Below are 25,070 nucleotides of genomic sequence, written 5' to 3'. Positions count from 1 at the left end.
CGGACAACGCTTCCCACTCCAGATCCGACAGTTCATGACGACGCACCATGCGGCACATGATCCCCCATCAGAACCCTTTGAAGACAGTGCCTAGGTCGCGAGGCGGTCGTACGGGGGAACCGCGCCGGCCCCGGGCAGCCCGAGAGGGCGGCCCGGGGCCGGCGTTCCGCGTGTGCGGGGTCGGGGTGCGGGGTGTGGTGCGCGGGGTGTGGTGCGCGGGGCCGGTCAGACCCGGCGCAGGACGACCGTGCCCCGCGCGGTGCCCACCAGGGCGAAGCGGGCGTCCGGGTGCAGCTGCCGGGCGTACTCGACGGGGTCCTCGCCGGCCCAGCCGGAGGCGTTGTCGTAGGCGATGTAGTCCGGGACGACGCCCCGGGTGTCGCCGATCCAGAACACCCGGCAGCGCGAGGTCAGCCGCGTCAGGGGGCCGTTGTCGCTCTCCACGCTCGCGCCGTCCGGGATCCAGGCGAGGAGCGCCTCGACGGAGCGGACCCGGGCGGGCTCCTCGTACGTGGCGGGCTCCGCGAGCCGGACCGTCGGCAGGACGGTCGCGCTCAGCGCGAGGCCGGCCGCGAGCAGGGCGCCGGGCAGTTGCAGGGCGTACGCGCGCAGCCACGGCCGGGCGGACCGCCGGGAGGCGTCCACGGCGTCGGCCAGGGCGAGCGCCACGACCGGCATCAGGACCGCGCTGTAGTGCCAGTCGGTGGACCAGTAGTGCTCGTCTCCCGACAGGAACCGCCAGCCCAGCGTCGGTACGGCGACCAGCAGCAGCGGGGACCGCAGCGCGAGCAGCCCGGTGGTGGGCAGCAGCACCCAGGCGAGGGTGGCGGCCTTGGTGCCCAGCCCGTCGAGGGCGCCGGGACCGGAGCCGTCGAGCTTCTCCCAGTAGGCGTAGCCGTCGGCGGCGAAGGCGGGGACGACCACGGTGAACACCAGCGCCGCGAAGGCCGTGCCCGCCACGGCCACGGCCACCGCGAGCCGGGCGGCCCGCCGGTCGGTGCGCCGGGCCCGCCAGGCGACCACCAGGGCCAACGCGGTGAGGGTGACGCCGAGGTCCTCCTTGACCAGCAGCAGCGGCAGCCCCCAGACCAGCGCGGCCCGCCACCGGCGCGCGAGCAGTGCCTCCAGCGCGAAGGCCAGCAGCGGCACCGCGAAGCAGATCTCGTGGAAGTCGAACTCGACGGCCCGCTGGATCCCCCAGGACAGTCCGTACGCCGCCCCCAGCGCGAGCCCCCGGGACGGGCCGAGGAGCCGGGCCGCGGCCCGGGTGACGGGCACCGCGGACAGCGCGAACAGCGCCGCCTGCACGACGAGGAGGGTGACGGGGGTGGGGAACACCCGGTAGAGGGGGGCGATCAGCGCGATGACGGGGCTGAAGTGGTCGCCTAGGACGCTGGCGCCCGGCCCCTTCAGGTCCACCACGGGCGGTTGCAGCCAGGCGTAGGCCCGGACCGCCTGCTCGAAGATCCCCAGGTCCCAGGAGGCGCTCTCCATGCGCCGGTACCGGGACACGGACAGGACGGCGTACGCGAGGAACAGGACGCCGGCCAGCGCCCAGGGCGCCCGGGCGGCCCGGTGCGGGTTCCCGGGCTCCCGCGCGGCGCGGACCCGGCGCGGGGCCGGGACGAGCGGCGGACGGGACGGGGCCGGGGAGGCCGGGAGCTCCCCGGCCGTCAGCGGACTCCCGGATATGGACATACGTACAGATTGTCATTCCGGCCGGAGGGGCCGAGCTCCGGCCCCCTCGATCCGGCCGTGGCCGGAAACGTGCGATCGGTGCGGGGGCGGCCGCGGACGGGCGCGCAGCGCCTCCGTGCGGGACGGTGGTGGGGGGACCCGCGGGCGTAGGGTGGGAAACCCCGGCCCGTTCACGTGTCGGGTCCTTCGCGTTGCCCCGCTCCGCCCTTCCACGCCCTTCCACCGGATGGAAAGCCCCCTACATGAGCCTGCACGGACTGCTCGACGCCGTCACCCGGGATCCCGCCCTCGCCGAGGCGGTCACCGCGGCCGGGGACGGCAACCGGATGCACGTGGACCTCGTCGGCCCGCCCGCCGCGCGGCCCTTCGCGATCGCCGCCCTGGCCCGGCGCACCGGCCGCACGGTGCTCGCCGTCACGGCAACCGGGCGCGAGGCGGAGGACCTGGCGGCGGCGCTGCGCTCGCTGGTCCCGCCGGACGAGGTCGTGGACTACCCGTCCTGGGAGACCCTGCCGCACGAACGGCTCAGCCCGCGCAGCGACACCGTCGGCCGCCGCATCGCCGTCCTGCGCCGGCTCGCGCACCCCAGCGCGGACGATCCGGCGGCCGGGCCCGTCTCGGTGGTCGTCGCGCCGATCCGCTCCGTGCTCCAGCCGCAGGTCAAGGGGCTCGGGGACCTGGTCCCGGTCAGCCTGCGGCAGGGCCAGAGCGCCGACCTGGGCGAGATCACCGCCGCCCTGGCCGCGGCCGCGTACGCGCGCGTCGAGCTGGTCGAGAAGCGCGGCGAGTTCGCCGTCCGCGGCGGCATCCTCGACGTGTTCCCGCCCACCGAGGAACACCCGCTGCGCGTGGAGTTCTGGGGCGACGACGTCGAGGAGATCCGCTACTTCAAGGTCGCCGACCAGCGGTCCCTGGAGATCGCCGAGCACGGGCTGTGGGCCCCGCCCTGCCGCGAGCTGCTCCTCACCGACGAGGTGCGCGAACGCGCCGCGGCCCTGGCCGAACAGCACCCGGAGCTGGGCGAACTCCTCAACAAGATCGCCGAGGGGATCGCCGTCGAGGGCATGGAGTCCCTCGCCCCGGTCCTCGTCGACGACATGGAACTGCTGATCGACGTGCTGCCCGCCCGGGCGATGGCCGTGGTCTGCGACCCCGAGCGGGTGCGGACCCGGGCCGCCGACCTGGTGGCCACCTCGCAGGAGTTCCTGATGGCCTCCTGGGCGGCCACCGCCGGCGGCGGCGAGGCCCCCATCGACGTCGGCGCGGCCTCCCTGCGCGGCATCGCGGACGTCCGCGACCACGCCCGCGAGCTCGGCATGATGTGGTGGTCGGTGTCCCCCTTCGCCGCCGACGAGGCGGACCTGACCGGCGGGGACACCCTGAAGCTGGGCATGCACGCCCCCGAGGCGTACCGCGGCGACACCGCCCGCGCCCTGGCCGACACCAAGGGCTGGCTCGCCGACGGCTGGCGCACCGTCTACCTCACCGAGGGCCACGGCCCGGCGGCCCGTACCGTCGAGGTCCTCGGCAACGAGGGCATCGCCGCCCGCCTGGAGGCGGACCTGGCGGAGCTGGAGCCGTCGATCGTCCACGTCTCCTGCGGCTCCCTCGACAACGGTTTCGTCGACCCGGCCCTGGGGCTGGCCGTCCTCACCGAGACCGACCTGACCGGGCAGCGCACCGCCACCAAGGACCTCGGCCGGATGCCGACCCGGCGCCGCAAGTCCGTCGACCCCCTCACCCTGGAGGTCGGGGACTACATCGTCCACGAACAGCACGGCGTCGGCCGGTACGTGGAGATGGTGCAGCGCACCGTGCAGGGCGCCACCCGCGAGTACCTCCTCGTCGAGTACGCCCCCGCCAAGCGCGGCCAGCCCGGCGACCGGCTGTACATCCCCACCGACCAGCTGGAGCAGGTCACCAAGTACGTGGGCGGAGAGGCCCCGACCCTGCACCGGCTGGGCGGCGCCGACTGGACCAAGACCAAGGCGCGCGCCAAGAAGGCCGTCAAGGAGATCGCCGCCGACCTCATCAAGCTGTACAGCGCGCGCATGGCGGCGCCCGGCCACACCTTCGGCCCGGACACCCCCTGGCAGCGCGAACTGGAGGACGCCTTCCCGTACGCGGAGACGCCCGACCAGCTCACGACCATCGCCGAGGTCAAGGAGGACATGGAGAAGTCGGTCCCGATGGACCGCCTGATCTGCGGCGACGTCGGCTACGGAAAGACGGAGATCGCCGTCCGGGCGGCCTTCAAGGCCGTCCAGGACGGCAAGCAGGTCGCCGTGCTCGTGCCCACGACGCTGCTCGTGCAGCAGCACTTCGGCACCTTCTCCGAGCGGTACGCGCAGTTCCCGGTCAACGTGAAGGCGCTGTCCCGCTTCCAGAGCGAAACGGAGTCCAAGGCCACCCTGGAGGGGCTGAAGGAGGGCTCGGTCGACATCGTCATCGGTACCCACCGGCTGTTCTCGCAGGAGACGAAGTTCAAGGACCTGGGCCTGGTCATCGTCGACGAGGAACAGCGCTTCGGCGTCGAGCACAAGGAGCAGCTGAAGAAGCTCCGCGCCAACGTGGACGTGCTGACGATGTCCGCGACCCCGATCCCGCGCACCCTGGAGATGGCGGTGACCGGCATCCGCGAGATGTCGACGATCACCACCCCGCCGGAGGAGCGGCATCCGGTGCTCACCTTCGTCGGCCCGTACGAGGAGAAGCAGATCGGCGCGGCGATCCGCCGCGAACTGCTGCGCGAGGGGCAGTGCTTCTACATCCACAACCGGGTCGAGTCGATCGACCGGGCGGCCGCCAAGCTGCGGGAGATCGTGCCCGAGGCGCGGATCGCGACCGCGCACGGGCAGATGTCCGAACAGGCCCTGGAGCAGGTCGTCGTGGACTTCTGGGAGAAGAAGTTCGACGTGCTGGTGTCGACGACGATCGTCGAGTCCGGCATCGACATCTCCAACGCCAACACCCTGATCGTGGAGCGCGGCGACAACTTCGGCCTCTCGCAGCTGCACCAGCTGCGCGGCCGCGTGGGCCGTGGCCGCGAGCGCGGGTACGCGTACTTCCTGTACCCGCCGGAGAAGCCGCTGACGGAGACCGCGCACGAGCGGCTCGCGACGATCGCCCAGCACACCGAGATGGGCGCCGGCATGTACGTGGCGATGAAGGACCTGGAGATCCGCGGCGCGGGCAACCTGCTCGGCGGCGAGCAGTCCGGTCACATCGCGGGCGTCGGCTTCGACCTGTACATCCGCATGGTCGGCGAGGCCGTGGCCGACTACCGGGCCGCCGTCGAGGGCGGGGTGGAGGAGGAGCCGCCGCTGGAGGTGAAGATCGAGCTGCCGGTCGACGCGCACGTCCCGCACGACTACGCGCCCGGCGAGCGGCTGCGCCTCCAGGCGTACCGGTCCATCGCCGCGGCCAACTCCGAGGCGGACGTCAAGGCGGTGCGGGAGGAGCTCACCGACCGCTACGGCAAGCTGCCGGAGCCGGTGGAGAACCTGCTGCTGGTGGCGGGTCTGCGGATGCTCGCCCGGGCCTGCGGGGTCGGCGACATCACCTTGCAGGGCCCCAACATCCGCTTCGGGCCGGTGGAGTTGCGCGAATCGCAGGAGCTGCGCCTGAAGCGGCTCTACCCGGGGACGGTCCTCAAGCCCGCCACCTCGCAGGTGCTGGTGCCGAGGCCGAAGACCGCGCGGGTCGGCGGGAAGCCGCTGGTCGGGCGGGAACTGCTGGCCTGGACCGGGGAGTTCCTCACCACGATCCTCGGCTCGTAGCCGCCCGTCCGCGCGCGGGGAGGGCGCCGGCCACCGCCGGCGCCCTCCCCGCGAAGCGGGCTACTTGTTGGGGTCGTCGTCGATCCCGAGCCTCTGCTCGGCCTGTTGCTGGGCCTTGTCGATCTGATCGGCGTACTTGCTGCCGGTCTTCTCGTTGGCCTCTTGCTCCAGGTTGTCGGAGATGTCCTTGCCCTTGGCCTTGGCCTGGTCCCTGAACTTGTCGAAAATCCCCATGCGTACGTGCTCCTTTCGGGCCCCGTTTGTGACGTTACGCCGGTTGTCGACGGTTCGCGCGCCGGGCCGCCCGGGGCGTCAGGAGGGTCGTGCGCTCCCGCTCGGGGAGGGGCTGGGCTTGCGGTCCAGGCCGGGGAGCTTCAGGTATTCGGTGCCGGCGAAATCGGGCCCGCCGACCTGCCGCTTGACGAGGTACGGCGTGCCGTCCATCAGCACGTGGTCGGTGACCTCGCCGCCGCCGGGCATGGTCGACTTGAACACCGCCACCCGCCACTGGTCGTAGGAGGTGTCGGCCACCCGCCGGACGTCCTTGCGGTCGCCCGGGAAGAACGCGGCCGGAAGCGCCTGCCCGCAGAGGTCGAGCAGGTCGGCGACCGAGGGGTCGGAGACCTCGGAGCTGATCCAGCCCTCCGGGTCGGCACCCGGCCGGGCGGCGTCCTTGAAGCGCTCCTTGAGGAAGCCCTCGTCCCCCTTGAAGGAGAGGGTGTCGTCCTCGACGTAGAGGTCGGCGGCCCCGGCCCGCATGACGGTCACCTTGCCGCGGCACACCTTCTCGTCCTCGACGGTCAGGAGGGCCTGGACCTGCCTGCCGTCCTTCGTGAGCGAGATGTCCAGCTCCTTGGTCCGGACCCGTGTCGTCTCCTCGTAGGCGGTGCGCAGGACGGCGGCGGGGTCCTTGCCCGCGAACGGGTCGGGCGCGGCCGGGGCGGAGGCGGTGGCGGTCGGAGACGGCTTCGCCCGCGCGGCGTCGGAGGACGGTCCGCACGCCGTGAGGGTCAGCAGGGCCGCGCAGGCGAGCGCCGCGGTGGTGACGGACGTGGTGGTGACGGGCATGGTGGTGCGCAAGTCGGTTCCCCCCTGGGAGCGTTCAAAGTGACCCGAGGGTAGCTACGGCGGGGGAACGGGCGTGCGGGTTGCGGTGGAATCAGGACTTCTTCCAGGTCCCGCACCCCGTGGTCTTGAAGTAGGCGTCCTTCGCGGAGATCGTGACGACCGCCGGGCCCTCGGGGTTCTCGTTGGCGATGATCGAGTCCAGCTCGTGGTCGGCGGACTTGGACCGCTCCCAGTAGCAGCCGGCGGAGCCCTCGGCGAGACCGGCGGACTTGTAGGTTCCCGGGGCGATGTCGGAGCCCACCTTGTACATGCCGCCCTCGCCCGAGAACTCGGTCTTCGGCGAGCCGCCCGCGGCCTTGGGGTCGACGGCTTCCCAGTCCTTGCAGCCGTTGGACTTGAAGATCTTGTCGGTGGCCTCGACGGTCACGTAACTGGTGCCCGTGACGTTGTCGTTGGCGATGATCGAGTCCAGCTCGGCGGTCGAGTCCTTGGCCCGCTCCCAGTAGCAGCCCAGGTCCTTGTTGCCGGTGGTGCGGTACGTGCCGGGCTTGACGTCGCCGGGGACCTGGAAGGTGCCGCTGCCGCGGATCGCGGCCGCCTTCTTCGGCTCCTCGGCGGGCTTCTGGCTGCTCTGCGCGCTCTCCTGTCCGCTCGGCTGCCCGCTCTGCGCGCCCCCGGAGGAGCCGCCCGTGGAGCCGCCGGTGGAGCCGTCCGTCTTCGTGCTCGCGGCGGCGGGCTTGCCGCTCTTCGCCGTGTCGCTCTCGCCGCCGGTGCAGGCGCCGACGGCGACGAGCGCGAGGAGCGCACCGCAGCCGGCGAGCACCTTGTTGCGCGTGGTCCGACTCGTGCGCGGGGTGTGGGACATGGAGTGCTCCTGTCTGGAACTCGGTTTCGTTCGCGGCTGGTTGCTCGCGCCGCCGTTCACAGGATCATCACAACAGAGCCTGTGAACCGAGTCAACGCGATTCACGGGTTTGCTTGGAATTCACGCTGTGAAGCGGTCTCCCCCGCGTCCACCGGTATGCTCCCCGCATGCCGGAGGAGAACGTCGCAGAGGTCACCGCCGCCGAGATCGCCCGCCTGGCCGGGGTCGGCCGCGCCGCCGTGAGCAACTGGCGGCGCCGCCACGCCGACTTCCCCAAGCCGGTCGGCGGCACCGAGACCAGTCCCTCCTTCGCCCTGTCCGAGGTCGAGGACTGGCTGCGGGCCCAGGGCAAGCTCGCCGAAGTACCGCTGCGCGAACGCGTCTGGCAGCAGGTCACCGCCCACCCCGGCGGAGCCGTCGCCGCACTCGTCGAAACGGGGGCCGCGCTGCTCGTCGTACGGGACCGGCCCGCCGACTGGCTGGAGCTGACCGCGGTCACCGACACCCGCATGGCCGCCCTTCTCGCCCCCCTCCGCGACCGCGTCCTCACCGCCCGCCTCGGTCCCGGACACCCCCTCACCGCGGCCGCCGCGCCCCGGCCCGCCGGCATGCCGCTCCTGCGGGCCGCCGCCGAACTCGCCGCCGGAGCGGGAGCGCGCAAGGCCTTCGAGTTCCTCCTCGGCCGCCACCTCGACGCCAACCCCCGGCAGTACACCCTCACCCCCGAGGGCTGCGCCGCGCTGATGGCCGCCCTCGCCGGACCGGGCGTCCGCACCGCCCTCGACCCCGCCTGTGGCACCGGCGGCGCGCTGCGCGCCCTCACCGGGGCCACCGCCCTCCACGCCCAGGACGCCGCACCCGAACTGGCCGCCCTCACCGCCCTGCGCCTGGCCCTGCACGGCTCCGCCCAGGTCCGCGCCGCGGCCGCCGACAGCCTGCGCGGCGACGCCTACCCCGAAACCGCCGTCGACGCCGTCCTGTGCCACCCCCCGTTCAACGAACGCAACTGGGGCCACGAGGAACTCGCCTACGACCCCCGCTGGGAGTACGGCTTCCCCGCCCGCACCGAATCCGAACTCGCCTGGATCCAGCACGCCCTCGCCCACCTCCGCGAGGGCGGCACCGCCGTCCTCCTGATGCCCCCCGCCGTCGCCGCCCGCCGCTCCGGCCGCCGCATCCGCGCCGACCTGCTGCGCCGGGGCGCGCTGCGGGCCGTCGTCGCGCTCCCGGCCGGCGCCGCGCCGCCCTACGGGATCCCGCTCCAGCTGTGGGTGCTGCGCCGGCCCGCCCCGCACGCCCCGGCCCCCGCCGGACTGCTGCTCGTCGACACCGCCGGCCTCGCCCCCGAGGGCCAGGCCCGGGCCGCCTGGCCCGCCGTCCACGAAGCGGTCCTCGACGCCTGGACCGCGTACGACCGCACCGGCACCGCCCCCGAAGCCCCCGGGGTCACCCGCGTCGTACCCGTCGTCGAACTGCTCGACGACGACGTCGACCTCACCCCCGCCCGCCACCTCCCCCCGCCCGGCACCGGGGGCGGCCTCGCCGAACTGGCCGCCGTACGGGAACGCCTCGGCGAGAGCCTCACCCGCGCCGCCCGCCTCACCCCGCCGCCCGCCCCCGCCGACGCACCCCCCGCCCGGCTCCCGCAGACCACCATCGGCGAACTCGCCCGCGCCGGGGCCCTGCTGCTGCACACCGGCACCGGCACCGGCAGCGCCCCCGGCGGCGCCGAACCCCCGGTCCTCACCGAGCACGACGTGTACACCGCCGCCGCCCCCTCCGGAACCCTCGCCGCCGGCCCCGAGGAGGCCTTCCTCGCCGCCCCGGGCGACGTCGTCGTCCCCGTCGTCGGAGCCGCCGGCACCGCCCGCGTCATCGGAACCGGCCTGGCGGACGGGGCGGGCGCCGCCCTCGGCCGCAACGTCCAGCTGCTGCGCCCCGACCCGGCCGCCCTCGACCCCTGGTTCGTGGCCGGATTCCTGCGCGGCACCGCCAACACCCGCCGCGCCAGCAGCCACGCCTCCACCGCCACCCGCCTCGACGTCCGGCGGCTGCGCCTGCCCCGCCTGCCCCTGGCCGAACAGCGCCGTTACGGAGCACGGTTCCGGGAGCTCGCCGAGTTCGAGGACGCCCTCAGGCTCACGGCCCGCCTCGGCGAGCAGCTCGTCCAGGGCCTGTACGACGGCCTCTCGGACGGATCCGTCCTGCCGGAGTGACCCCTGTGCAGCGACCCTGCAACGGTTGCGTCCATCCCCTCACGGACGGCCGGAAAGGCTGTATACCCTCAGACCCGCAACCCTTCCGCACGGCCCGTCAGGAGCACCGATGCACGCCCCCGGCATCCCGCCGCAGCAAGGCCCCCACGGCCACCGTCCCACTTCCTCCACCGTGGTGACGCTGCGCGTGCTGTTCGCGGTGCTCCCCGTGATCACCTGCGGCTTCTTCGCCTGGGGCACGATGCTGCGCCTCGCCCTGGTGACCCGCAAGGCCCGCGACTGGGTCCTCCTCGTCGTCAGCGGCCTGCTCGCCGTCCTCTGGATGACCTTCATCCAGCTCGACCCGACCGCCGACACCAGCGGCTGGCAGGGCAACCTCGGGGCCGGCGGCTCGATCTTCACCGGCTTCGCCGTCTGCGTGTACTTCCTCGTCGCCGACATCAAGCACCACGAGGCCGCCTCCGCCGCGCAGGTGCTCCCGGCCGCCGGCTGGTACCCGGCGCCCGCCCCGTACACGCCGCCGCCCCAGCAGCAGACCAACCCCTCCTACGGGTACCCGCCCGCGCACACCCCCGTGCCCGCCCCGGCGCCCCAGGCACCGCAGACCCCGCCGCACGGGACCCCTCCGCACGCGACCCCGCCGCCGCGCCTCGGGCAGGTCCGCGCCGAACTCGACGAGCTCAGCGAACTCCTGCGCCGCAAGCCCCCGCAGCCCGGCGGCCCCTACCAGGACCCGAACGACACGTCCGTCCAGGACCGTGACCGGTGACGGAACGCCTCATCGGCGAGCGCTACCAGCTCGCCACCATCCTCGGCCAGGGCGGCATGGGCCAGGTCTGGACCGCCTACGACCGGCGCCTCGACCGCCGCGTCGCCGTGAAACTGCTGCGCCCCGACAAGGTGGCCGGACCCGGCACCGTCGCCGAGGAACTGCGCCGCCGCTTCGTGCGCGAATGCCGCGTCACCGCCCAGGTCGACCACCCCGGCCTGGTCACCGTCCACGACGCGGGCAGCGACGGCGACGAGCTGTACCTCGTCATGGGCTACGTCGAAGGCTCCGACCTCGCCGACCACCTCGCCGAACACGACCCCTACCCGTGGCCGTGGGCCGTCTCCGTGGTGGCGCAGCTGTGCGCCGTCCTGTCCGCCGTGCACGCCGTGCCGATCGTCCACCGCGACCTCAAGCCCCGCAACGTGATGATCCGCCCCGACGGCACCGTCCTCGTCCTCGACCTCGGCGTCGCCTCCGTCATGGACACCGACACCACCCGCCTCACCAGTACCGGATCGCCCATCGGCAGCCCCGCCTACATGGCACCCGAGCAGGCCATGGGCGGCGCCGTCGGCCCGTACACCGACCTGTACGCCCTCGGCGTGCTCCTGTACGAACTCCTCAGCGGCAACGTGCCCTTCGCCGGGTCCACCGCCCTCGGCGTGCTCCACCGGCACCTGTACGAGCCCCCGCTCCCGGTGCGCGGCGCGCGCCCGGAGATCCCGCAGGAGCTGGAGGCGCTCCTGATGCGCCTGCTCGCCAAGGACCCGCAGGACCGGCCCGGCTCCGCGCAGGAGGTCTACGAGGCCCTCGCCCCGCTGCTGCCCGCCCGCGGCAGCCGCCCGGCGGCCGGCCCGCTCGACCCGACCCGTCCCTTCCTGCGCCCCCATGCCCCCTGGCCCGACCGGGCCGCCGTCGTCCCGCCCCGGCCCGCCGACCCGCCGGCCCCGCCCCGGCCCGACATCCCGGGCGCCGTCGACGAGGCCCGCAAACTCCTCGACCAGGGCCGCCTCACCCAGGCCGTGGACATCCTCGGCGGCATCCTCCCGGCGGCCGCCGCCGAGCACGGGGAGCACTCGCCGGTGGTCCGCTCGCTGCGCAAGCAGTACGCGGCCACGCTGATGGACGACGGCCAGTACCGCCGGGCCCTGCCCGAACTGCGCCGCCTCGCCGACGAGTTCCCGGCCGGCGACCCCCAGGCGCTGCGGTTCCGCTACGACGCCGCCCAGTGCCTGGAACAGCTCGGCGAACCGGCGGCGGCCCTGGCGGAGTACCGCTCGCTGCTCCCCCTCTTCGAGAACCACTACGCCAACCCGGACCCGGGCCTGCCCCTGGAGGTCCGCCGCCGCATAGCGCACCTGCTGCTCTCGCTCGGAGACCGCCAGGGCGCCCACGACACCCTGGTCCGGCTCCTGTTCGACGCGGACCGCGTGCACGGCCCGGGCCACCCCCTGCCCGTGGAGGTCCGCCGCACCCTCCAGTGGCTGGGTCAGGTGCGCTGACGGCGCCGTACCAGCGCCATGCCGAGCAGGGCCGCCACCGAGACCCCGGCGGCGGCCCCGCCCGGCAGCAGCCCCGGCGGACGGAACCCGCAGGTGAGGGTGGTGGTGCGGCCGTCCAGCGGGACCGCGACCAGACCCAGGTACGCCGAGGCCGGACGGCCGTTGCAGGTCCAGCCCGCGACGGCCGGGACCGACAGGACCGCCGTGCCCGTGCTCCCCGCGGGCAGGACCGCCCGTACGCCCGAGGCGGAGACCCGTACGGAGGTGGCGGCCGAGGCGCGCAGCGCGGCCACCGCCGCGTCCAGCCGGGGCCGGTCCAGGCAGGACAGCGCCCAGTCGGCCGGGGCGGGCCGGTCGAAGACCAGCTTCGAGGCGGGCCCGTGCGAGGGGCCCATCGGCTGGAGCGCGGCCCGGTTGCGCGGGGCCCAGCCGTTCAGGCGGAACGCCGGACCGTCCGCGAGCCGGGCCGTGGAGTTGTACTCCGGGGCCCACAGGAAGGCCTCCGTCCCGGCGCGGCACACGCCGGGGGCGACCGGATCCTCGTAGACCCGGGCGCCCAGCAGGAGTTCCTGGTTGGCGAAGGGCGAGTCGCCGTACCCCGCGGAGGGGACGCCCCCGGGGCGGACCGTCACCAGCGGGGGCACCTCGGCGCGGGCCACGGTCCCGTCGGGGCGCAGCCGGGCGCCCACCGCGAACACCGCGTCCGTGACGGGGCTGTCGAGGCTCTGGACGTTGCGGCCCCGCGAGGTCCAGCCCGCGCCCAGGGCCGCCATCGTGCGCGTGAACACGTCCGGGGTGTGGCTGCTGTAGTAGGAGCCGCCCTCACCGCCGAGCAGCATCGGGTCGTTGCCCGACAGCGCGGGCCGGCCCGGATCCGTCCGGTACGCGGGCCAGCCGTCGGCCTCGGCCAGGGCCCGCGCGCGGGCCGTGTGGGCCGGGCCCCAGGACGGGTAGTCGTCCAGCCCGGCCAGCTTCCCCTTGTGCCCGTACGCCGTCGTCGCCGCGGCCTGCCCCACCAGCACCGCCACCAGCAGTCCCGCCGCCGGCACCACCGCCCGGCGGCGGCCGAGCGCCCACCAGGCCCCGGCGGCCGCCGCCAGACCGCCGGTGAACAGCGCGCAGCCCCACGGCGTCGCGAGCCCGCTGCCGCCCGCCGCCACCGCCACGGCCGCCACGAGCACGCCCGCGCCCGCGGCGAGGGCCCGTACGCCGGGCAGCCCTGCGGCCAGGGCGGTCCACGCGGCGATGACCACGATCCCGGCCAGCACGAAGGTCTGCCGGTACGGACTGCCGTTCGGGGTCGCGAAGACGTGCCAGGCCAGATGCGTCGGCGCCCACTGAAGAGACAGCAGCACCGCCGCGACCAGCCCGGTCCACCACCACCGGGTCCGGGCCGGCACCGCGCGGTGGAACGGCAGCGCCGCCACCAGCAGCAGCGTCCCGGTCCCCACGAACAGCGCGGGGGAGGAGAAGGAGTACGTCGCCGGCAGCAGCCGCGCCAGCAGGTCCGGCCACGGCACGGGCCGGAACTCCTTGGACCACCCCGGGTAGGCCTGCTGCGAACTCAGGAACAGCGGCACCAGCACCGGCGCCGCCAGCGCGATCCCCAGCAGGGTCGTCACCGCCGCCCGCACCGCCACCCGGACCCGCTCGCGCACCTCCTCCCGCGTCAGCACCGCCCGCACCAGCAGCACCAGCGCCGCGCCGAGGGTGGCCATGTACGCCGTGTAGAAGTTCGCCGTCCAGCACAGGGCCACCACCAGCGCCCCCGCGACCGGACGGCGTGAGCGCAGTGCCCATTCACCCGTCAGACACAGGAGCGGGAAGGCGACCAGCCCGTCCAGCCACATCGGGTTGTAGGAGGCCTCGATCACCGACCAGCCGCACAGCGCGTACGAGGCCCCCAGCAGGCCCGCCGCCCACCACGGCCCCGGCCGCTGCGTCCGCAGCAGCCAGGCCATGGCCGCGGCCGCAGCCGCCGTCTTGACCACGGTGACCACGTACACCGCGAGGTCGATGTCGGCGCGCGGGAAGAACGCCACGAGGACGGCGAACGGACTGGTCAGGTACGTGCCCAGGTCGGGCAGGAAGCTCGTGCCGTACCCGGAGCGCCAGTTGAGGAGGAGTCCGCCCCCGGCACTCCCGTGCAGCAGGTCCCACAGCTGGGCGTGGAAGGGGACGAACTGGTTGCCGAGGTCGTTCACGCTGCGGTGGCGCGGACCGTACGGGAAGACCCGCGCGACGGCGTCCCCGGCGCACACGGCCACCGTCGCGATCAGGGCGGCCAGCGCCGCGCCGGAGAGGCTGTGACGGCGGCCGGAGCGGGGGGCGGCCGGTGCCCCGGCGTCTCCCGTGGCGGGTCCCGTCCCGGGGGCCGCGGAGCGTGCGGCGGAGCGGTCCGGGGCGTGCTGCGAAGTCGGCATGGTGGTCCGACCTTCCCAGGAACGGAGGTCGGGGTGGTAGCCGCGGAGTGAACTCGCACCTCAACACCAGCGGAATCGTTGGTCGAACCGGTGGCTCGGGCCACCCTGACTGCATACCATCGATCACCGCACGGCCCTTGTGCACCGACGCACAATCTCCCGGCCCTGGAGGCTCCTTTGCACCGTCGCACAGCGCTCTCCGTCTCCGCCGCCCTGCTCGTGGCGGCCCCCTTGCTGTCGGCCTGCTCGGGCGAAACCCGCCCCGGCACCGCGGCCGTCGTCGGCGGTGAACGCATCACCACCTCCGCGCTCCAGGCCCAGGTGAACGACGTCCGCGCCGCGCAGAACCGTTCCGATCAGAGCGCCCAGCTCATCGAGGCCACCGCGGGCCTGGAGCGCACCAAGCTCAACAAGATGATCCAGAGCGCCGTCCTGGAGCGTGCCGCCGAGGACGCCGGGGTCACGGTGACCACCAAGGAGATCGAGGGAGTCCGCAAGGCGCAGCTCCAGCAGGCGGGCGACGCCAAGACCCTCGCGGCGGCCGCCCTCCAGCAGGCGCAGCTGGCGCCCGGCCAGATGGACGCCGACACCCGCTTCAAGCTGCTGCGCGACAAGCTCTTCGAGCACTACGGCAGCCAGGAGAAGGCCCTGGCCCAGCTGGGCGCGGCCGCGAAGGCGCTGAACATCGAGGTCAACCCGCGCTACGGCCGGTGGGACGCCCAGCAGATCCTGCTCGGCGACCAGGAGACCCCGTGGATCACCCAGCGCACCCGGCCCGAGCAGGCGCCCCCCGCCGGAGCCTGAGCGCGCGGGGCGGAGGTAGGTTCGGAGGGTGACCGACCACACCGCCGAACCCGCCCCCGCCGCCCCCGCCGCCTCCCCGGAGGGGACGGACTCCGCCGGGCGCATCGTCCTGCTGACCGCGAGCCACCGGGTCGCCCCCGGCCTGCTGTCCTGGCCCGCCTGGCAGACCCTGCGCGGCGCGGACCGGGTGCTGTGCGCCGACCCCGGCCACCCGCAGCTGCCGTACCTGCGCGAGGCGGGCGTGGCCGTGGAGCAGGCGGGCCCCGACGCGCACGAGCTCGTCGAGGCCTGCGCCGGGGGCCGTACCGTCGTGGTGATCCCGGGCGGTGAGGGGGACGCGCGGCTCACCGACGGGCTGGCCCGCCTCGCCGGTTCCGGCCGCGTCTCGATGCCCGACCTGGAACTGCTGCCCGGCTCCTACGACCTGCCGGGCGCCCGGCTGCTCGACGTGGTCCAGGTGATGGACCGGGTCCGGCGCGAATGCCCCTGGACCTCCCGGCAGACCCACGGGGGACTGGTGAAGTACGCGCTGGAAGAGGCGTACGAGCTGGTGGAGGCCATCGAGAGCGGGGAGCGCGCCGAGCTGCGCGAGGAGCTGGGCGACGTCCTGCTCCAGGTCGTCTTCCACGCCCGCATCGCGGAGGAGGGCGCCGGGGGAGAGCACGACGGCGACGAGGACGGGTACGAGGACGGCGACGGGGACGGGGCCGGCGCGCCGTTCTCGATCGACGACGTGGCCGGTGACCTCGTGGAGAAGCTGATCCGCAGGCACCCGCACGTCTTCGGCGACGAGAAGGCCGACACCCCCGAAGAGGTCCACGCGCACTGGCAGGCCACGAAGGCGGTCGAGAAGCAGCGCGCGTCGGTGACCGACGGGGTTCCGCTGGCCCAGCCGGGTCTCGCGCTCGCGGCCAAGCTCGCGGGCCGGGCCCGGGCCGGCGCGCTGGCCGTGGAACTGCCCCGGGGCGAGGGCATCGGCTACGAACTGCTGGCGCTGGCGGCGCGCGCCGAAGCGGAGGGCACCGACCCCGAGACCGCGCTGCGCGCGGCGGCCCGCGTCTACCGGGACGCGATCCGGGCGGCCGAGGGCGTCGTCTAGCGGCCCTACGGCCAGGGGGCCGGCCGCGTCCGTCAGTGCTCGCGCGGGGCGCGTCCCGACGGGTTGTGCCAGTGGGGGGCGGGCCGGTTCAGGAACCACTCGCCGAAGCCCGTGGGCCGGTTCACGGCGGAGCCCGTGGGCGGTACGGCGTCGTGGAAGAGCCGGTCGGGGCGGGCCCCGAGCTCTTCCAGCAGGTACACGGTCTCGTCGACGAACTGCGGCGGCCCGCTCAGGTAGACGTCCTGCTCCCGCCACAGGCCCCGGTTGCTGAGCGCGGTCCCCAGCCGGTCGGTGGCCTCGTTGCGGTGCCGCCCGGGGGCGGGCGTGATGTAGGTGACGGCGAGCCAGCCGAGGGCGGCGGCGTACGCGTCGATCAGCGGCCGGTCGTAGAGGTGCGCGGCGTCCCGGGCGACGGCGAAGAGCCGTACGTCGTGATCGGGAGGATGTTCCGCGAGGTCCTCCAGCATGGCCCGGACGGGGGCCCAGCCGGTGCCGGCGGCGATGAAGGTGACCGGCCGGTCCCCGCGGCGCAGGGTCAGGGCCCCGCCGGGGGCGCCGAGACGCAGCCGTTCCCCGGGCCGGACCTCGCGGACCAGGGCGGTGCTGAGCCGGCCGCCCTCGATCCGGCTGACGTGGAGGTCGACGGTGCCGTCGGGGCGGGGGGCGTTGCCGAGGGAGTACGTGCGCCAGGTGGTCGGCACGCGGTCGCTGCTCACGCTGACGTACTGGCCGGGGAGATAGGGGAGGGGGGCGTGCGGCCGCAGGGTCAGGACGCCGATGTCCTCCCCGTACTGGAGGTGGCGCACGACCTCGGCGTCCCACCACGGCGGGGCGTCGTCGGCGGCGGCTCCGGCCGTCATCACGTCGGAGATCATCTGGTAGGCCTCGGCCCAGGCCTTCTCGGTGGCCGGGCTCCAGGCCTCGCCGGAGGTCTCGGCCAGCGCGGCGAGCAGGCTGGCGCCGACGGCCGCGTAGTGCTCGGGGCCGACGAGGAACTTGCGGTGGTCGCGGCCGAGGTCGCGGAGGTAGGGGACGAGGGTCTCGTCCTCCAGGCGGGAGACGACATGGGTGAGCGCCGCGAAGAGCCGGTCCCGCTGCCGCTCCATGTCCTCGGAGGCGGACGGGAAGAGTTCGCGGATCCCGGGGTTGTGCCAGAAGAGGTGGGAGTAGAAGTACTTGACCGCGTGCTCGGCCCGTCTCTCCACCACCGCGAAGCTGCTTTTCAAGATCCTCACATCCACAAAACCGAAAGTAGGAACGGCGGGGAACGTGAGGTCAAGGGATGACCGATCTACGGACAGCCGCGACGAAGGGCCCATATGGGGTGGCCGGCGCGGGCCGGGATACGGTCTGCGGGTGCATGAGCAGACCTCCGCAACCCCGGCCGACTCCCCTTCCACCGAGGGCCCGACCCTCTTCGACTGGGAGTTCGCGACCGACCCCTACCCGGCGTACGCCTGGCTGCGCGAACACTCCCCGGTGCACCGCACCAAGCTCCCCAGCGGGGTCGAGGCCTGGCTGGTCACCCGGTACGCCGACGCCCGGCAGGCCCTCGCCGACCAGCGCCTGAGCAAGAACCCGGCGCACCACGCCGAACCCGCGCACGCCAAGGGCAAGACCGGCATCCCGGGGGAGCGCAAGGCGGAGCTGATGACGCACCTGCTGAACATCGACCCGCCGGACCACACCCGGCTCCGCCGACTGGTGTCGAAGGCGTTCACCCCGCGCCGCGTCGCCGAGTTCACCCCGCGCGTGCAGGAGCTCACCGACCACCTCATCGACAAGATCGTCGAAAAGGCGGGGGACGCGGAGAAGGGGGAGGCCGACCTCATCCACGAGTTCGCCTTCCCGCTCCCCATCTACGCCATCTGCGAGATGCTCGGCGTACCGCGCGAGGACCAGGACGACTTCCGCGACTGGGCCGGGATGATGATCCGGCACGGCGGCGGCCCGCGCGGCGGGGTCGCCCGCTCGGTCAAGCAGATGCGCACCTACCTCGGGGAACTCATCCATCGCAAACGGGATGATCTGGGCAATGACCTCATCTCCGACCTGATCCGGGCGAGCGACCACGGGGACCACCTCACCGAGGCCGAGGCCACGGCGATGGCGTTCATCCTGCTGTTCGCCGGCTTCGAGACGACCGTGAACCTCATCGGCAACGGGGTCCACTCCCTCTTCATGAACCCGGAGCAGCGCGAGCGCCTCCAGGCCTCCCTCGCGGCGGGCGAGAGCGCCCTGCTGGAGACCGGGGTGGAGGAACTCCTGCGCTACGACGGCCCGGTGGAGCTGGCGACCTGGCGCTTCGCCACCGGCCCGCTGACCCTCGGCGGCCAGGAGATCGCGGCCGGCGACCCGGTACTGGTCGTCCTCGCGGCGGCCGACCGCGACCCCGAGCGGTTCGCCGATCCGGACACCCTGGACCTGTCCCGGAGTGACAACCAACACCTCGGGTACGGCCACGGGATCCACTACTGCCTCGGTGCTCCGCTCGCCCGTCTCGAAGGACAGACCGCGCTCGCGACTTTGCTGACGCGTCTGCCGGATCTGGAACTTGCCGTTCCCCCTACTGACCTGCGCTGGCGCGGCGGACTCATCATGCGTGGCCTGCGCACGCTTCCGGTCCGCTTCACACCCCGAAACAACTGAGGCCCGGCGGAAGTCCGTCTGATCCCACGTCAGTCACCAGCCGAACTTGTGACAATCGTTCGAAGGCCGCTAGGTTCTGCCGTTACCCCGCCGTTATGCGAAAGGTGCAGCCTCATGCGTTCCGGGAACGGCCGCCACAGACGCCCCCGCCAGGTACCCGCCCTGGTCGTCACCGCCGGAGTCACCGGCTCCGCACTCGCCCTGCCCCTGCTCGCCGCCACGAACGCGAGCGCGGCCGAAACGGCCACCTGGGACAAGGTCGCCGACTGCGAGAGCGGCGGCAGCTGGAGCGCGAACTACGGCAGCGGCGCCTACGGCGGGCTCCAGTTCACGCAGGAGCAGTGGAAGAACGCGGGCGGACTCGCCTACGCCGAGCGTCCGGACCTCGCCAGCCGCTCCCAGCAGATCGCCGTGGGCGAACGGGTGCTGGCCTCCCAGGGCCCCCAGGCATGGCCGCTGTGCGCCGCCTCGGCCGGGCTGACCCAGCAGGGTCCGGCCGCCGCCGTGGACCCGGGCGACCCCAAGCCCGCCGGACCCGTCGCCCCCACCCCGACCCGGGTGGACGACTCGGTGCCCGTCACCGGCTCCGACGCCCCGATCGACTTCGGGGCCCCGACCCCGTCCCCGCAGGGCCCCACGGCCCCGCCGACCGGCCTGCCGGACTACCCGCTGGGTCCCACCAGCGGACTGCCCGTCATGCCCGAGCCCGACGCCCCGGCGCCGTCCACCGGTCCGGCGGTCCCGCCCGCGACCGTGCCGCCGACCACGGCTCCGCCCACCACGGCCCCGACCGCCCCGGCGGACCCGTCGGCCCCGGCCACCCCCACCACCCCGGTGGACCCGACGGCCCCCACGGCCCCGCTCACCCCGGGTGCCACGCCCTCGCCCATGACCTCGCCCACGAGCTCGCCCTCCGGCACGGCCGACGGCGGCGGCAAGCACCGCGGCCCGGCCGCCATCGAGGTGCAGACCGTCTCTGACGCCACGTCGGACCCCTCGTACACCGTGAAGCCCGGCGACAGCCTCACCGCGATCGCGGACGCCAAGGGGCTCAAGGGGGGCTGGAACGAGCTCTACAAGGCCAACGAGCAGGTCATCGGTAAGGACGCGGACCTCATCAAGCCCGGTCAGAACCTGGATCTAACCAAGGAATAGGGGCAGTTCGGTCATCCGGAAAGAGCTGAATGTCCGTTATCGGTAAGTGAGACATGCGTCTCTTCCGGTCAACTGGCGTGTCTCGTTCCGGAACTTCCCCAAACCCACCCCTCACCTGCACAAACGTGCTTTTGAGGAATGCAAGTAGGCCGGTTTCTCCCCGATATCGCACGTTGAACATCGGGGAGAGACCTGTCTACCTTCTGAGTCGCTCGCCACCGCGGGCTCCTTCGACCGCATCGCCGAATCCTGCCGGCGGACGGGGGGAACAGTCGTCGCGCAAGCGCCGAAGGCAGGAGCGGGGGAACCAAGGTAGGCGCCGGGAAAGGCCGTTGAGAGACGGCCGCGTACCGGCTTGGGGTTAAGCCACGTGCTCGACACGTGACCGGGCAACTCATCAGCCCGAACCCGACAGCTCACCTCGAAGGCGTCGGTGAGGAGAAATCCATGCTGCTTTCCGGCAAGGGCAAGCACCGTCGCGGCTCCAAGGCCGTCCGCATCGTCACGCTCGCCGGTGTCGCCGGTGTCGCCGTCGCGGCCCCCCTGATGGCCGCCGGTACCGCCAGCGCCGCCACCGCGTCCGAGTGGGACAAGGTCGCGCAGTGCGAGTCCGGTGGCAACTGGGCCATCAACACGGGCAACGGCTACTACGGCGGTCTGCAGTTCTCGGCCTCCACCTGGGCCGGCTACGGCGGCAAGGCGTACGCCGCGCAGGCCAACCAGGCCAGCAAGGCCCAGCAGATAGCCATCGCCGAGAAGGTCCTCAAGGGCCAGGGCAAGGGCGCCTGGCCGCACTGCGGCGTCGGCCTCTCCAACTCCTCGTACAACGGCGGCGGCTCGACCACCCCCGCCAAGCCGAAGCCCGAGACCAAGCCGGCGAAGCCCGCCCCCGCGAAGCCGGCCACGCCGGCCAAGCCCGCGAAGCCGGCCACCCCGAAGGCCGAGCCGAAGCGCACCGAGGCCCCCGTCTCCCGCTCCGAGCGCGTCGAGACCCCGGCCGCCAAGCCGCAGGCCCCCAAGACCGAGGCCCCGAAGACGGGCAACGGCTCCTACGAGGTCAAGGCCGGCGACACCCTCGGCACCATCGCCCAGGCGAACGGCGTCAAGGGCGGCTGGGAGAAGCTCTTCGAGCTGAACAAGGACATCGTCAAGGACGCGGACCTGATCTTCCCGGGCCAGAAGCTGAAGCTCAGCTGAACTCCGGCGCAACACCGCGTCACCTGATCCACCCGCAGCATCCCCCCGCCCGGCGCGTATCCCCCCACGCGCCGGGCGGCGGCGTGTCCGGGGCCGTTCCCGGCCCGATCCCGGCCCGTTTCCGGACCGATCCGGGCGGCCCCGACGGGTCGAACTCGAATTGATCAAGAGACCTATGTCCTGGAACAGGGGTATTCGGGCCCTTTTTCGTCCCAGGACCCGGGCGGTCGGCCGACCGAGTGCCCGGAGCCGGTTAGGCTCTAGGCGGCAAGGCCATCCCACGGCCTGACACGCCACCGCACACCCAGCGTCACATCCCAGAAGGAGATGCTCGTGCCGTCCATCGACGTCGTCGTAGCCCGGGAAATCCTGGACTCCCGAGGCAACCCCACGGTCGAGGTCGAGGTGGGCCTCGACGATGGCAGCACCGGCCGTGCTGCAGTTCCGTCCGGCGCCTCCACCGGTGCCTTCGAGGCCATCGAGCTCCGTGACGGTGACCCCAACCGTTACTTCGGCAAGGGTGTCGAGAAGGCCGTCCTCGCCGTCATCGAGCAGATCGGCCCGGAGCTCGTCGGCTACGACGCCACCGAGCAGCGCCTGATCGACCAGGCCATGTTCGACCTGGACGCCACCGACAACAAGGGCTCCCTCGGCGCCAACGCCATCCTCGGCGTCTCCCTGGCCGTCGCGCACGCCGCGTCCGAGGCCTCGGACCTGCCGCTCTTCCGTTACCTCGGCGGCCCGAACGCGCACCTGCTGCCCGTTCCGATGATGAACATCCTCAACGGTGGGTCGCACGCCGACTCCAACGTGGACATCCAGGAGTTCATGATCGCCCCGATCGGCGCGGAGTCCTTCTCCGAGGCGCTGCGCTGGGGTGCCGAGGTCTACCACACCCTCAAGAAGGTCCTGCACACCAAGGGCCTCTCCACCGGTCTCGGTGACGAGGGCGGCTTCGCCCCGAACCTGGAGTCCAACCGCGCCGCGCTCGACCTCATCGTCGAGGCCATCAAGCAGGCCGGCTACGTCCCGGGCAAGGACATCGCGCTCGCGCTCGACGTCGCCGCGTCCGAGTTCTACAAGGACGGCAAGTACGAGTTCGAGGGCCAGTCCCGCTCGGCCGCCGAGATGACCGAGTACTACGAGGAGCTCGTCTCCGCGTACCCGATGGTCTCCATCGAGGACCCGCTGTACGAGGACGACTGGGCCGGCTGGAAGACCCTCACCGACAAGCTGGGCACCAAGGTCCAGATCGTCGGCGACGACCTCTTCGTCACCAACCCCGAGCGCCTCGCCCGCGGCATCGAGGAGGGCTCCGCGAACGCCCTGCTCGTGAAGGTGAACCAGATCGGTTCGCTGACCGAGACCCTCGACGCCGTCGAGATGGCCCAGCGCAACGGCTTCAAGTGCATGATGTCGCACCGCTCCGGCGAGACCGAGGACGTCACCATCGCCGACCTCGCCGTCGCCGTGAACTGCGGCCAGATCAAGACCGGCGCCCCGGCCCGCTCGGACCGCGTCGCCAAGTACAACCAGCTGCTGCGCATCGAGGAGATCCTCGACGACGCCGCGGTGTACGCCGGGCGCTCCGCGTTCCCGCGCTTCAAGGGCTAATCACCGCCTCACGGCGCTGGCCTCCGTACGTCCCCGCACTCGGTCCCGTACCGTGTGCGGGGACGTATTGCGTAGTGCGCACCAGGGGAGGCGGGACCATGGCCGGGAACCGGGATCGGTTCTCCACCTTCTCGACGGCTACCAGGCTCAAGCAGCTCGGCGAGCGGACCGCCGCCCACGTCTACCGGTCGCAGTCGCGCCGGCAGGTCCGCCGCAGCCGGCTCACCGGCCGGGCCGCACTGCTGGTCCTCGTCCTCTGTACCCTGGTCGTCGCCCTCGCGTATCCGATGCGCCAGTACGTGTCCCAGCGCTCGGAGATCGCGGACCAGCGGCGGGCCGCGCTCGACGCGCGCAAGCGCCTCGAACACCTCCGCGACGAGAAGGCCCGCTGGCAGGATCCCGCCTACGCGGAACAGCAGGCGCGCAAGCACCTGCACTTCCTGCGCCCGGGGGAGACCGGCTACATCATGAACGACCCCGGGGCCGAGGCCTCGGAGCACCGCCGCGGCGGGGAGGCCGGTTCCGACCGCCCCTGGTACTCCAACGTCTGGGACGGGGTCGACAAGGCCGACCGCCCCCGCGACTGACCGGGTACCCGCCCGTCCCGCACCCACCCACGAGAACGAAGAGACTTCCTCCAGGCATGCAGACGCCCCCGCCCCAGACCGACCGGACCGAGCCGACCGACGCGGACATCGAGGCGTTCGAGCAGCAGCTCGGCCGCCCGCCGCGCGGACTGCGCGCGATCGCGCACCGCTGCCCCTGCGGGCAGCCGGACGTCGTCGAGACCGCGCCCCGGCTCCCCGACGGCACCCCCTTCCCCACGCTGTACTACCTGACGTGCCCGCGCGCGGCCTCCGCGATCGGCACGCTGGAAGCCAACGGCGTGATGAAGGAGATGCAGGCCCGGCTCGCCGAGGACCCCGAACTCGCCGCCGCCTACCAGGCCGCGCACGAGGACTACATCCGCCGCCGCGACGCCATTGAGGTCCTCCAGGGCTTCCCGAGCGCCGGCGGCATGCCGGACCGGGTCAAGTGCCTGCACGTGCTGGTCGGCCACTCGCTGGCCGCCGGTCCGGGCGTGAACCCGTTCGGCGACGAGGCCCTGGCGATGCTGCCCGAGTGGTGGGCCAAGGGCGCCTGCGTCACCCCGTGCGGGGAGAAGAACGCCGGGGAGAACGCCGGGGAGTCCCTGTGACCCGCGTCGCGGGCATCGACTGCGGCACCAACTCCATCCGCCTGCTGGTCGGGGACTTCGACCCGGCGACCGGCGCGATGACCGAGCTGGACCGCCGCATGACCATCGTCCGGCTCGGCCAGGGCGTGGACAAGACCGGCCGGCTGGCCCCCGACGCACTGGAGCGCACCTTCGCGGCCTGCCGCGAGTACGCCGCCGTGATCAAGGAGCTCGGTGCCGAACGGGTCCGCTTCGTGGCCACCTCGGCCTCCCGGGACGCCGAGAACCGGGACGAGTTCGTCCGGGGAGTCCTGGACATCCTCGGCGTCGAGCCCGAGGTGATCTCCGGCGACCAGGAGGCGGAGTTCTCCTTCACCGGCGCCACGAAGGACCTCACCGGCGCCGGCCGGCTGGAGCGGCCCTTCCTGGTGGTGGACATCGGCGGCGGCTCCACCGAGTTCGTCGTCGGCGAGGAGCACGTACGGGCGGCCCGCTCCGTCGACGTCGGCTGCGTCCGGATGACGGAGCGCCACCTGGTGGTGGACGGCAGCATCGTCGACCCGCCCTCCGCGGAGCAGATCGCCGCCGTACGGGCCGACATCGAGGCCGCCCTGGACCTCGCGGCCGAGACCGTCCCGCTGGCCGAGGCCCGCACCCTGGTCGGCCTGGCCGGCTCGGTGACCACGGTCGCCGCGATCGCCCTCGGCCTGACCGCGTACGACTCCGCGGCGATCCACCACTCCCGGATCTCCTACGACCAGGTCCGCGAGATCACCGAACGGATGCTCACCTCGACCCACGCGGAGCGCGCGGCGATCCCCGTGATGCACCCCGGCCGCGTCGACGTCATCGGCGCGGGCGCCCTGGTCCTCCTCGCGATCATGGAACGCGCCGGCGCCCGCGAGGTCGTCGTCTCGGAACACGACATCCTCGACGGCATCGCCTGGAAGACCGCAGAAGAGGTCGAGACGGACAAGCAGCGCTCCTGACCCGCGGAAATACCGAACGGCGGGGGGGCGGGGCGTAGGCCCGGGCGCCCCCCGGGGGCCCGG

General features: G+C 73.3%; 19 protein-coding genes and 1 riboswitch. Of the genes, 13 read left to right on the top strand and 6 right to left on the bottom strand.

The window, feature by feature from the left end; translation table 11 throughout:
- Positions 1 to 225: 225 nt before the first annotated feature.
- Complete coding sequence (locus ABZZ17_RS37325) at positions 226 to 1,698, bottom strand: DUF2079 domain-containing protein (RefSeq protein WP_356883346.1); 1,473 nt, start codon at positions 1,696 to 1,698, stop codon at positions 226 to 228.
- 242 nt (positions 1,699 to 1,940) lie between these two features.
- Between ABZZ17_RS37325 and mfd the strand changes: the two genes are divergently transcribed.
- Positions 1,941 to 5,477, top strand: a complete 3,537-nt coding sequence (gene mfd / locus ABZZ17_RS37320) for a transcription-repair coupling factor (protein ID WP_356883344.1) — start codon at positions 1,941 to 1,943, stop codon at positions 5,475 to 5,477.
- 60 nt (positions 5,478 to 5,537) lie between these two features.
- On the opposite strand, the gene ABZZ17_RS37315 is transcribed toward mfd, so the two are convergent.
- The 3 genes from ABZZ17_RS37315 to ABZZ17_RS37305 form a co-directional block, all read right to left on the bottom strand.
- Positions 5,538 to 5,711, bottom strand: a complete 174-nt coding sequence (locus ABZZ17_RS37315; RefSeq protein WP_356883342.1) for an Rv0909 family putative TA system antitoxin — start codon at positions 5,709 to 5,711, stop codon at positions 5,538 to 5,540.
- Between the two features lie 78 nt (positions 5,712 to 5,789).
- Positions 5,790 to 6,557, bottom strand: a complete 768-nt coding sequence (locus ABZZ17_RS37310) for a hypothetical protein (protein ID WP_356883340.1) — start codon at positions 6,555 to 6,557, stop codon at positions 5,790 to 5,792.
- Positions 6,558 to 6,636: 79 nt separating this feature from the next.
- Positions 6,637 to 7,410, bottom strand: coding sequence for a hypothetical protein (locus tag ABZZ17_RS37305; protein WP_356883338.1), 774 nt, complete (start codon positions 7,408 to 7,410; stop codon positions 6,637 to 6,639).
- A gap of 167 nt (positions 7,411 to 7,577) precedes the next feature.
- Between ABZZ17_RS37305 and ABZZ17_RS37300 the strand changes: the two genes are divergently transcribed.
- From ABZZ17_RS37300 to ABZZ17_RS37290, 3 genes are all read left to right on the top strand, one after another.
- Positions 7,578 to 9,626: an N-6 DNA methylase gene (locus tag ABZZ17_RS37300; protein ID WP_356883336.1), complete on the top strand. Its 2,049-nt coding sequence runs from the start codon at positions 7,578 to 7,580 to the stop codon at positions 9,624 to 9,626.
- A 109-nt stretch (positions 9,627 to 9,735) separates the two neighbouring features.
- On the top strand, positions 9,736 to 10,395 hold the full coding sequence (locus ABZZ17_RS37295) for a hypothetical protein (protein WP_356883334.1): 660 nt from the start codon (positions 9,736 to 9,738) through the stop codon (positions 10,393 to 10,395).
- Positions 10,392 to 11,900 (top strand): serine/threonine-protein kinase, encoded by a 1,509-nt coding sequence (locus ABZZ17_RS37290; protein ID WP_356883332.1) that lies wholly within the window; start codon positions 10,392 to 10,394, stop codon positions 11,898 to 11,900. The genes ABZZ17_RS37295 and ABZZ17_RS37290 overlap by 4 nt, the downstream gene beginning before the upstream one ends.
- Here ABZZ17_RS37290 and ABZZ17_RS37285 read toward each other — a convergent pair.
- Positions 11,888 to 14,323 (bottom strand): YfhO family protein, encoded by a 2,436-nt coding sequence (locus ABZZ17_RS37285; RefSeq protein WP_356883330.1) that lies wholly within the window; start codon positions 14,321 to 14,323, stop codon positions 11,888 to 11,890. The two genes, ABZZ17_RS37290 and ABZZ17_RS37285, sit on opposite strands and share 13 nt — an antisense overlap.
- A 177-nt stretch (positions 14,324 to 14,500) precedes the next feature.
- Between ABZZ17_RS37285 and ABZZ17_RS37280 the strand changes: the two genes are divergently transcribed.
- On the top strand, positions 14,501 to 15,127 hold the full coding sequence (locus ABZZ17_RS37280; protein ID WP_356883328.1) for a SurA N-terminal domain-containing protein: 627 nt from the start codon (positions 14,501 to 14,503) through the stop codon (positions 15,125 to 15,127).
- A gap of 103 nt (positions 15,128 to 15,230) precedes the next feature.
- Positions 15,231 to 16,226, top strand: coding sequence for a nucleoside triphosphate pyrophosphohydrolase (locus ABZZ17_RS37275; protein ID WP_356883348.1), 996 nt, complete (start codon positions 15,231 to 15,233; stop codon positions 16,224 to 16,226).
- Positions 16,227 to 16,258: 32 nt separating this feature from the next.
- Here ABZZ17_RS37275 and ABZZ17_RS37270 read toward each other — a convergent pair whose 3' ends face one another.
- Complete coding sequence (locus ABZZ17_RS37270) at positions 16,259 to 17,461, bottom strand: globin domain-containing protein (protein ID WP_356883326.1); 1,203 nt, start codon at positions 17,459 to 17,461, stop codon at positions 16,259 to 16,261.
- A gap of 121 nt (positions 17,462 to 17,582) precedes the next feature.
- On the opposite strand from ABZZ17_RS37270, the gene ABZZ17_RS37265 reads away from it, so the two are divergent.
- From ABZZ17_RS37265 to ABZZ17_RS37235, 7 genes are all read left to right on the top strand, one after another.
- Positions 17,583 to 18,875, top strand: coding sequence for a cytochrome P450 (locus ABZZ17_RS37265; RefSeq protein WP_356883324.1), 1,293 nt, complete (start codon positions 17,583 to 17,585; stop codon positions 18,873 to 18,875).
- Between the two features lie 114 nt (positions 18,876 to 18,989).
- Complete coding sequence (locus tag ABZZ17_RS37260; protein WP_356883322.1) at positions 18,990 to 20,030, top strand: transglycosylase family protein; 1,041 nt, start codon at positions 18,990 to 18,992, stop codon at positions 20,028 to 20,030.
- 274 nt (positions 20,031 to 20,304) lie between these two features.
- A riboswitch (cyclic di-AMP (ydaO/yuaA leader) is annotated at positions 20,305 to 20,475 on the top strand.
- A 2-nt stretch (positions 20,476 to 20,477) separates the two neighbouring features.
- The gene (locus tag ABZZ17_RS37255) at positions 20,478 to 21,227 is read left to right on the top strand and encodes a transglycosylase family protein (protein WP_356883320.1); all 750 of its coding nucleotides are present in this window, start codon (positions 20,478 to 20,480) and stop codon (positions 21,225 to 21,227) included.
- Positions 21,228 to 21,554: 327 nt separating this feature from the next.
- Positions 21,555 to 22,841, top strand: coding sequence for a phosphopyruvate hydratase (gene eno / locus ABZZ17_RS37250; protein WP_037793436.1), 1,287 nt, complete (start codon positions 21,555 to 21,557; stop codon positions 22,839 to 22,841).
- Positions 22,842 to 22,939: 98 nt separating this feature from the next.
- A complete protein-coding gene (locus ABZZ17_RS37245; RefSeq protein WP_356883318.1) occupies positions 22,940 to 23,428 on the top strand; it encodes a septum formation initiator family protein in 489 nt (162 codons plus the stop codon).
- Between the two features lie 56 nt (positions 23,429 to 23,484).
- On the top strand, positions 23,485 to 24,039 hold the full coding sequence (locus ABZZ17_RS37240; RefSeq protein ID WP_356883316.1) for a DUF501 domain-containing protein: 555 nt from the start codon (positions 23,485 to 23,487) through the stop codon (positions 24,037 to 24,039).
- Positions 24,036 to 25,007, top strand: coding sequence for a Ppx/GppA phosphatase family protein (locus ABZZ17_RS37235; protein ID WP_356883314.1), 972 nt, complete (start codon positions 24,036 to 24,038; stop codon positions 25,005 to 25,007). Before ABZZ17_RS37240 ends, ABZZ17_RS37235 begins: the two co-directional genes overlap by 4 nt.
- Positions 25,008 to 25,070: the final 63 nt, after the last annotated feature.

Source organism: Streptomyces sp. NPDC006512 (genome assembly GCF_040611935.1).
Taxonomy (GTDB): Bacteria; Actinomycetota; Actinomycetes; order Streptomycetales; family Streptomycetaceae; genus Streptomyces.
The sequence above is the reverse complement of the archived record's forward strand: the minus strand, read 5'-3'. Positions and strand labels throughout refer to the sequence as shown.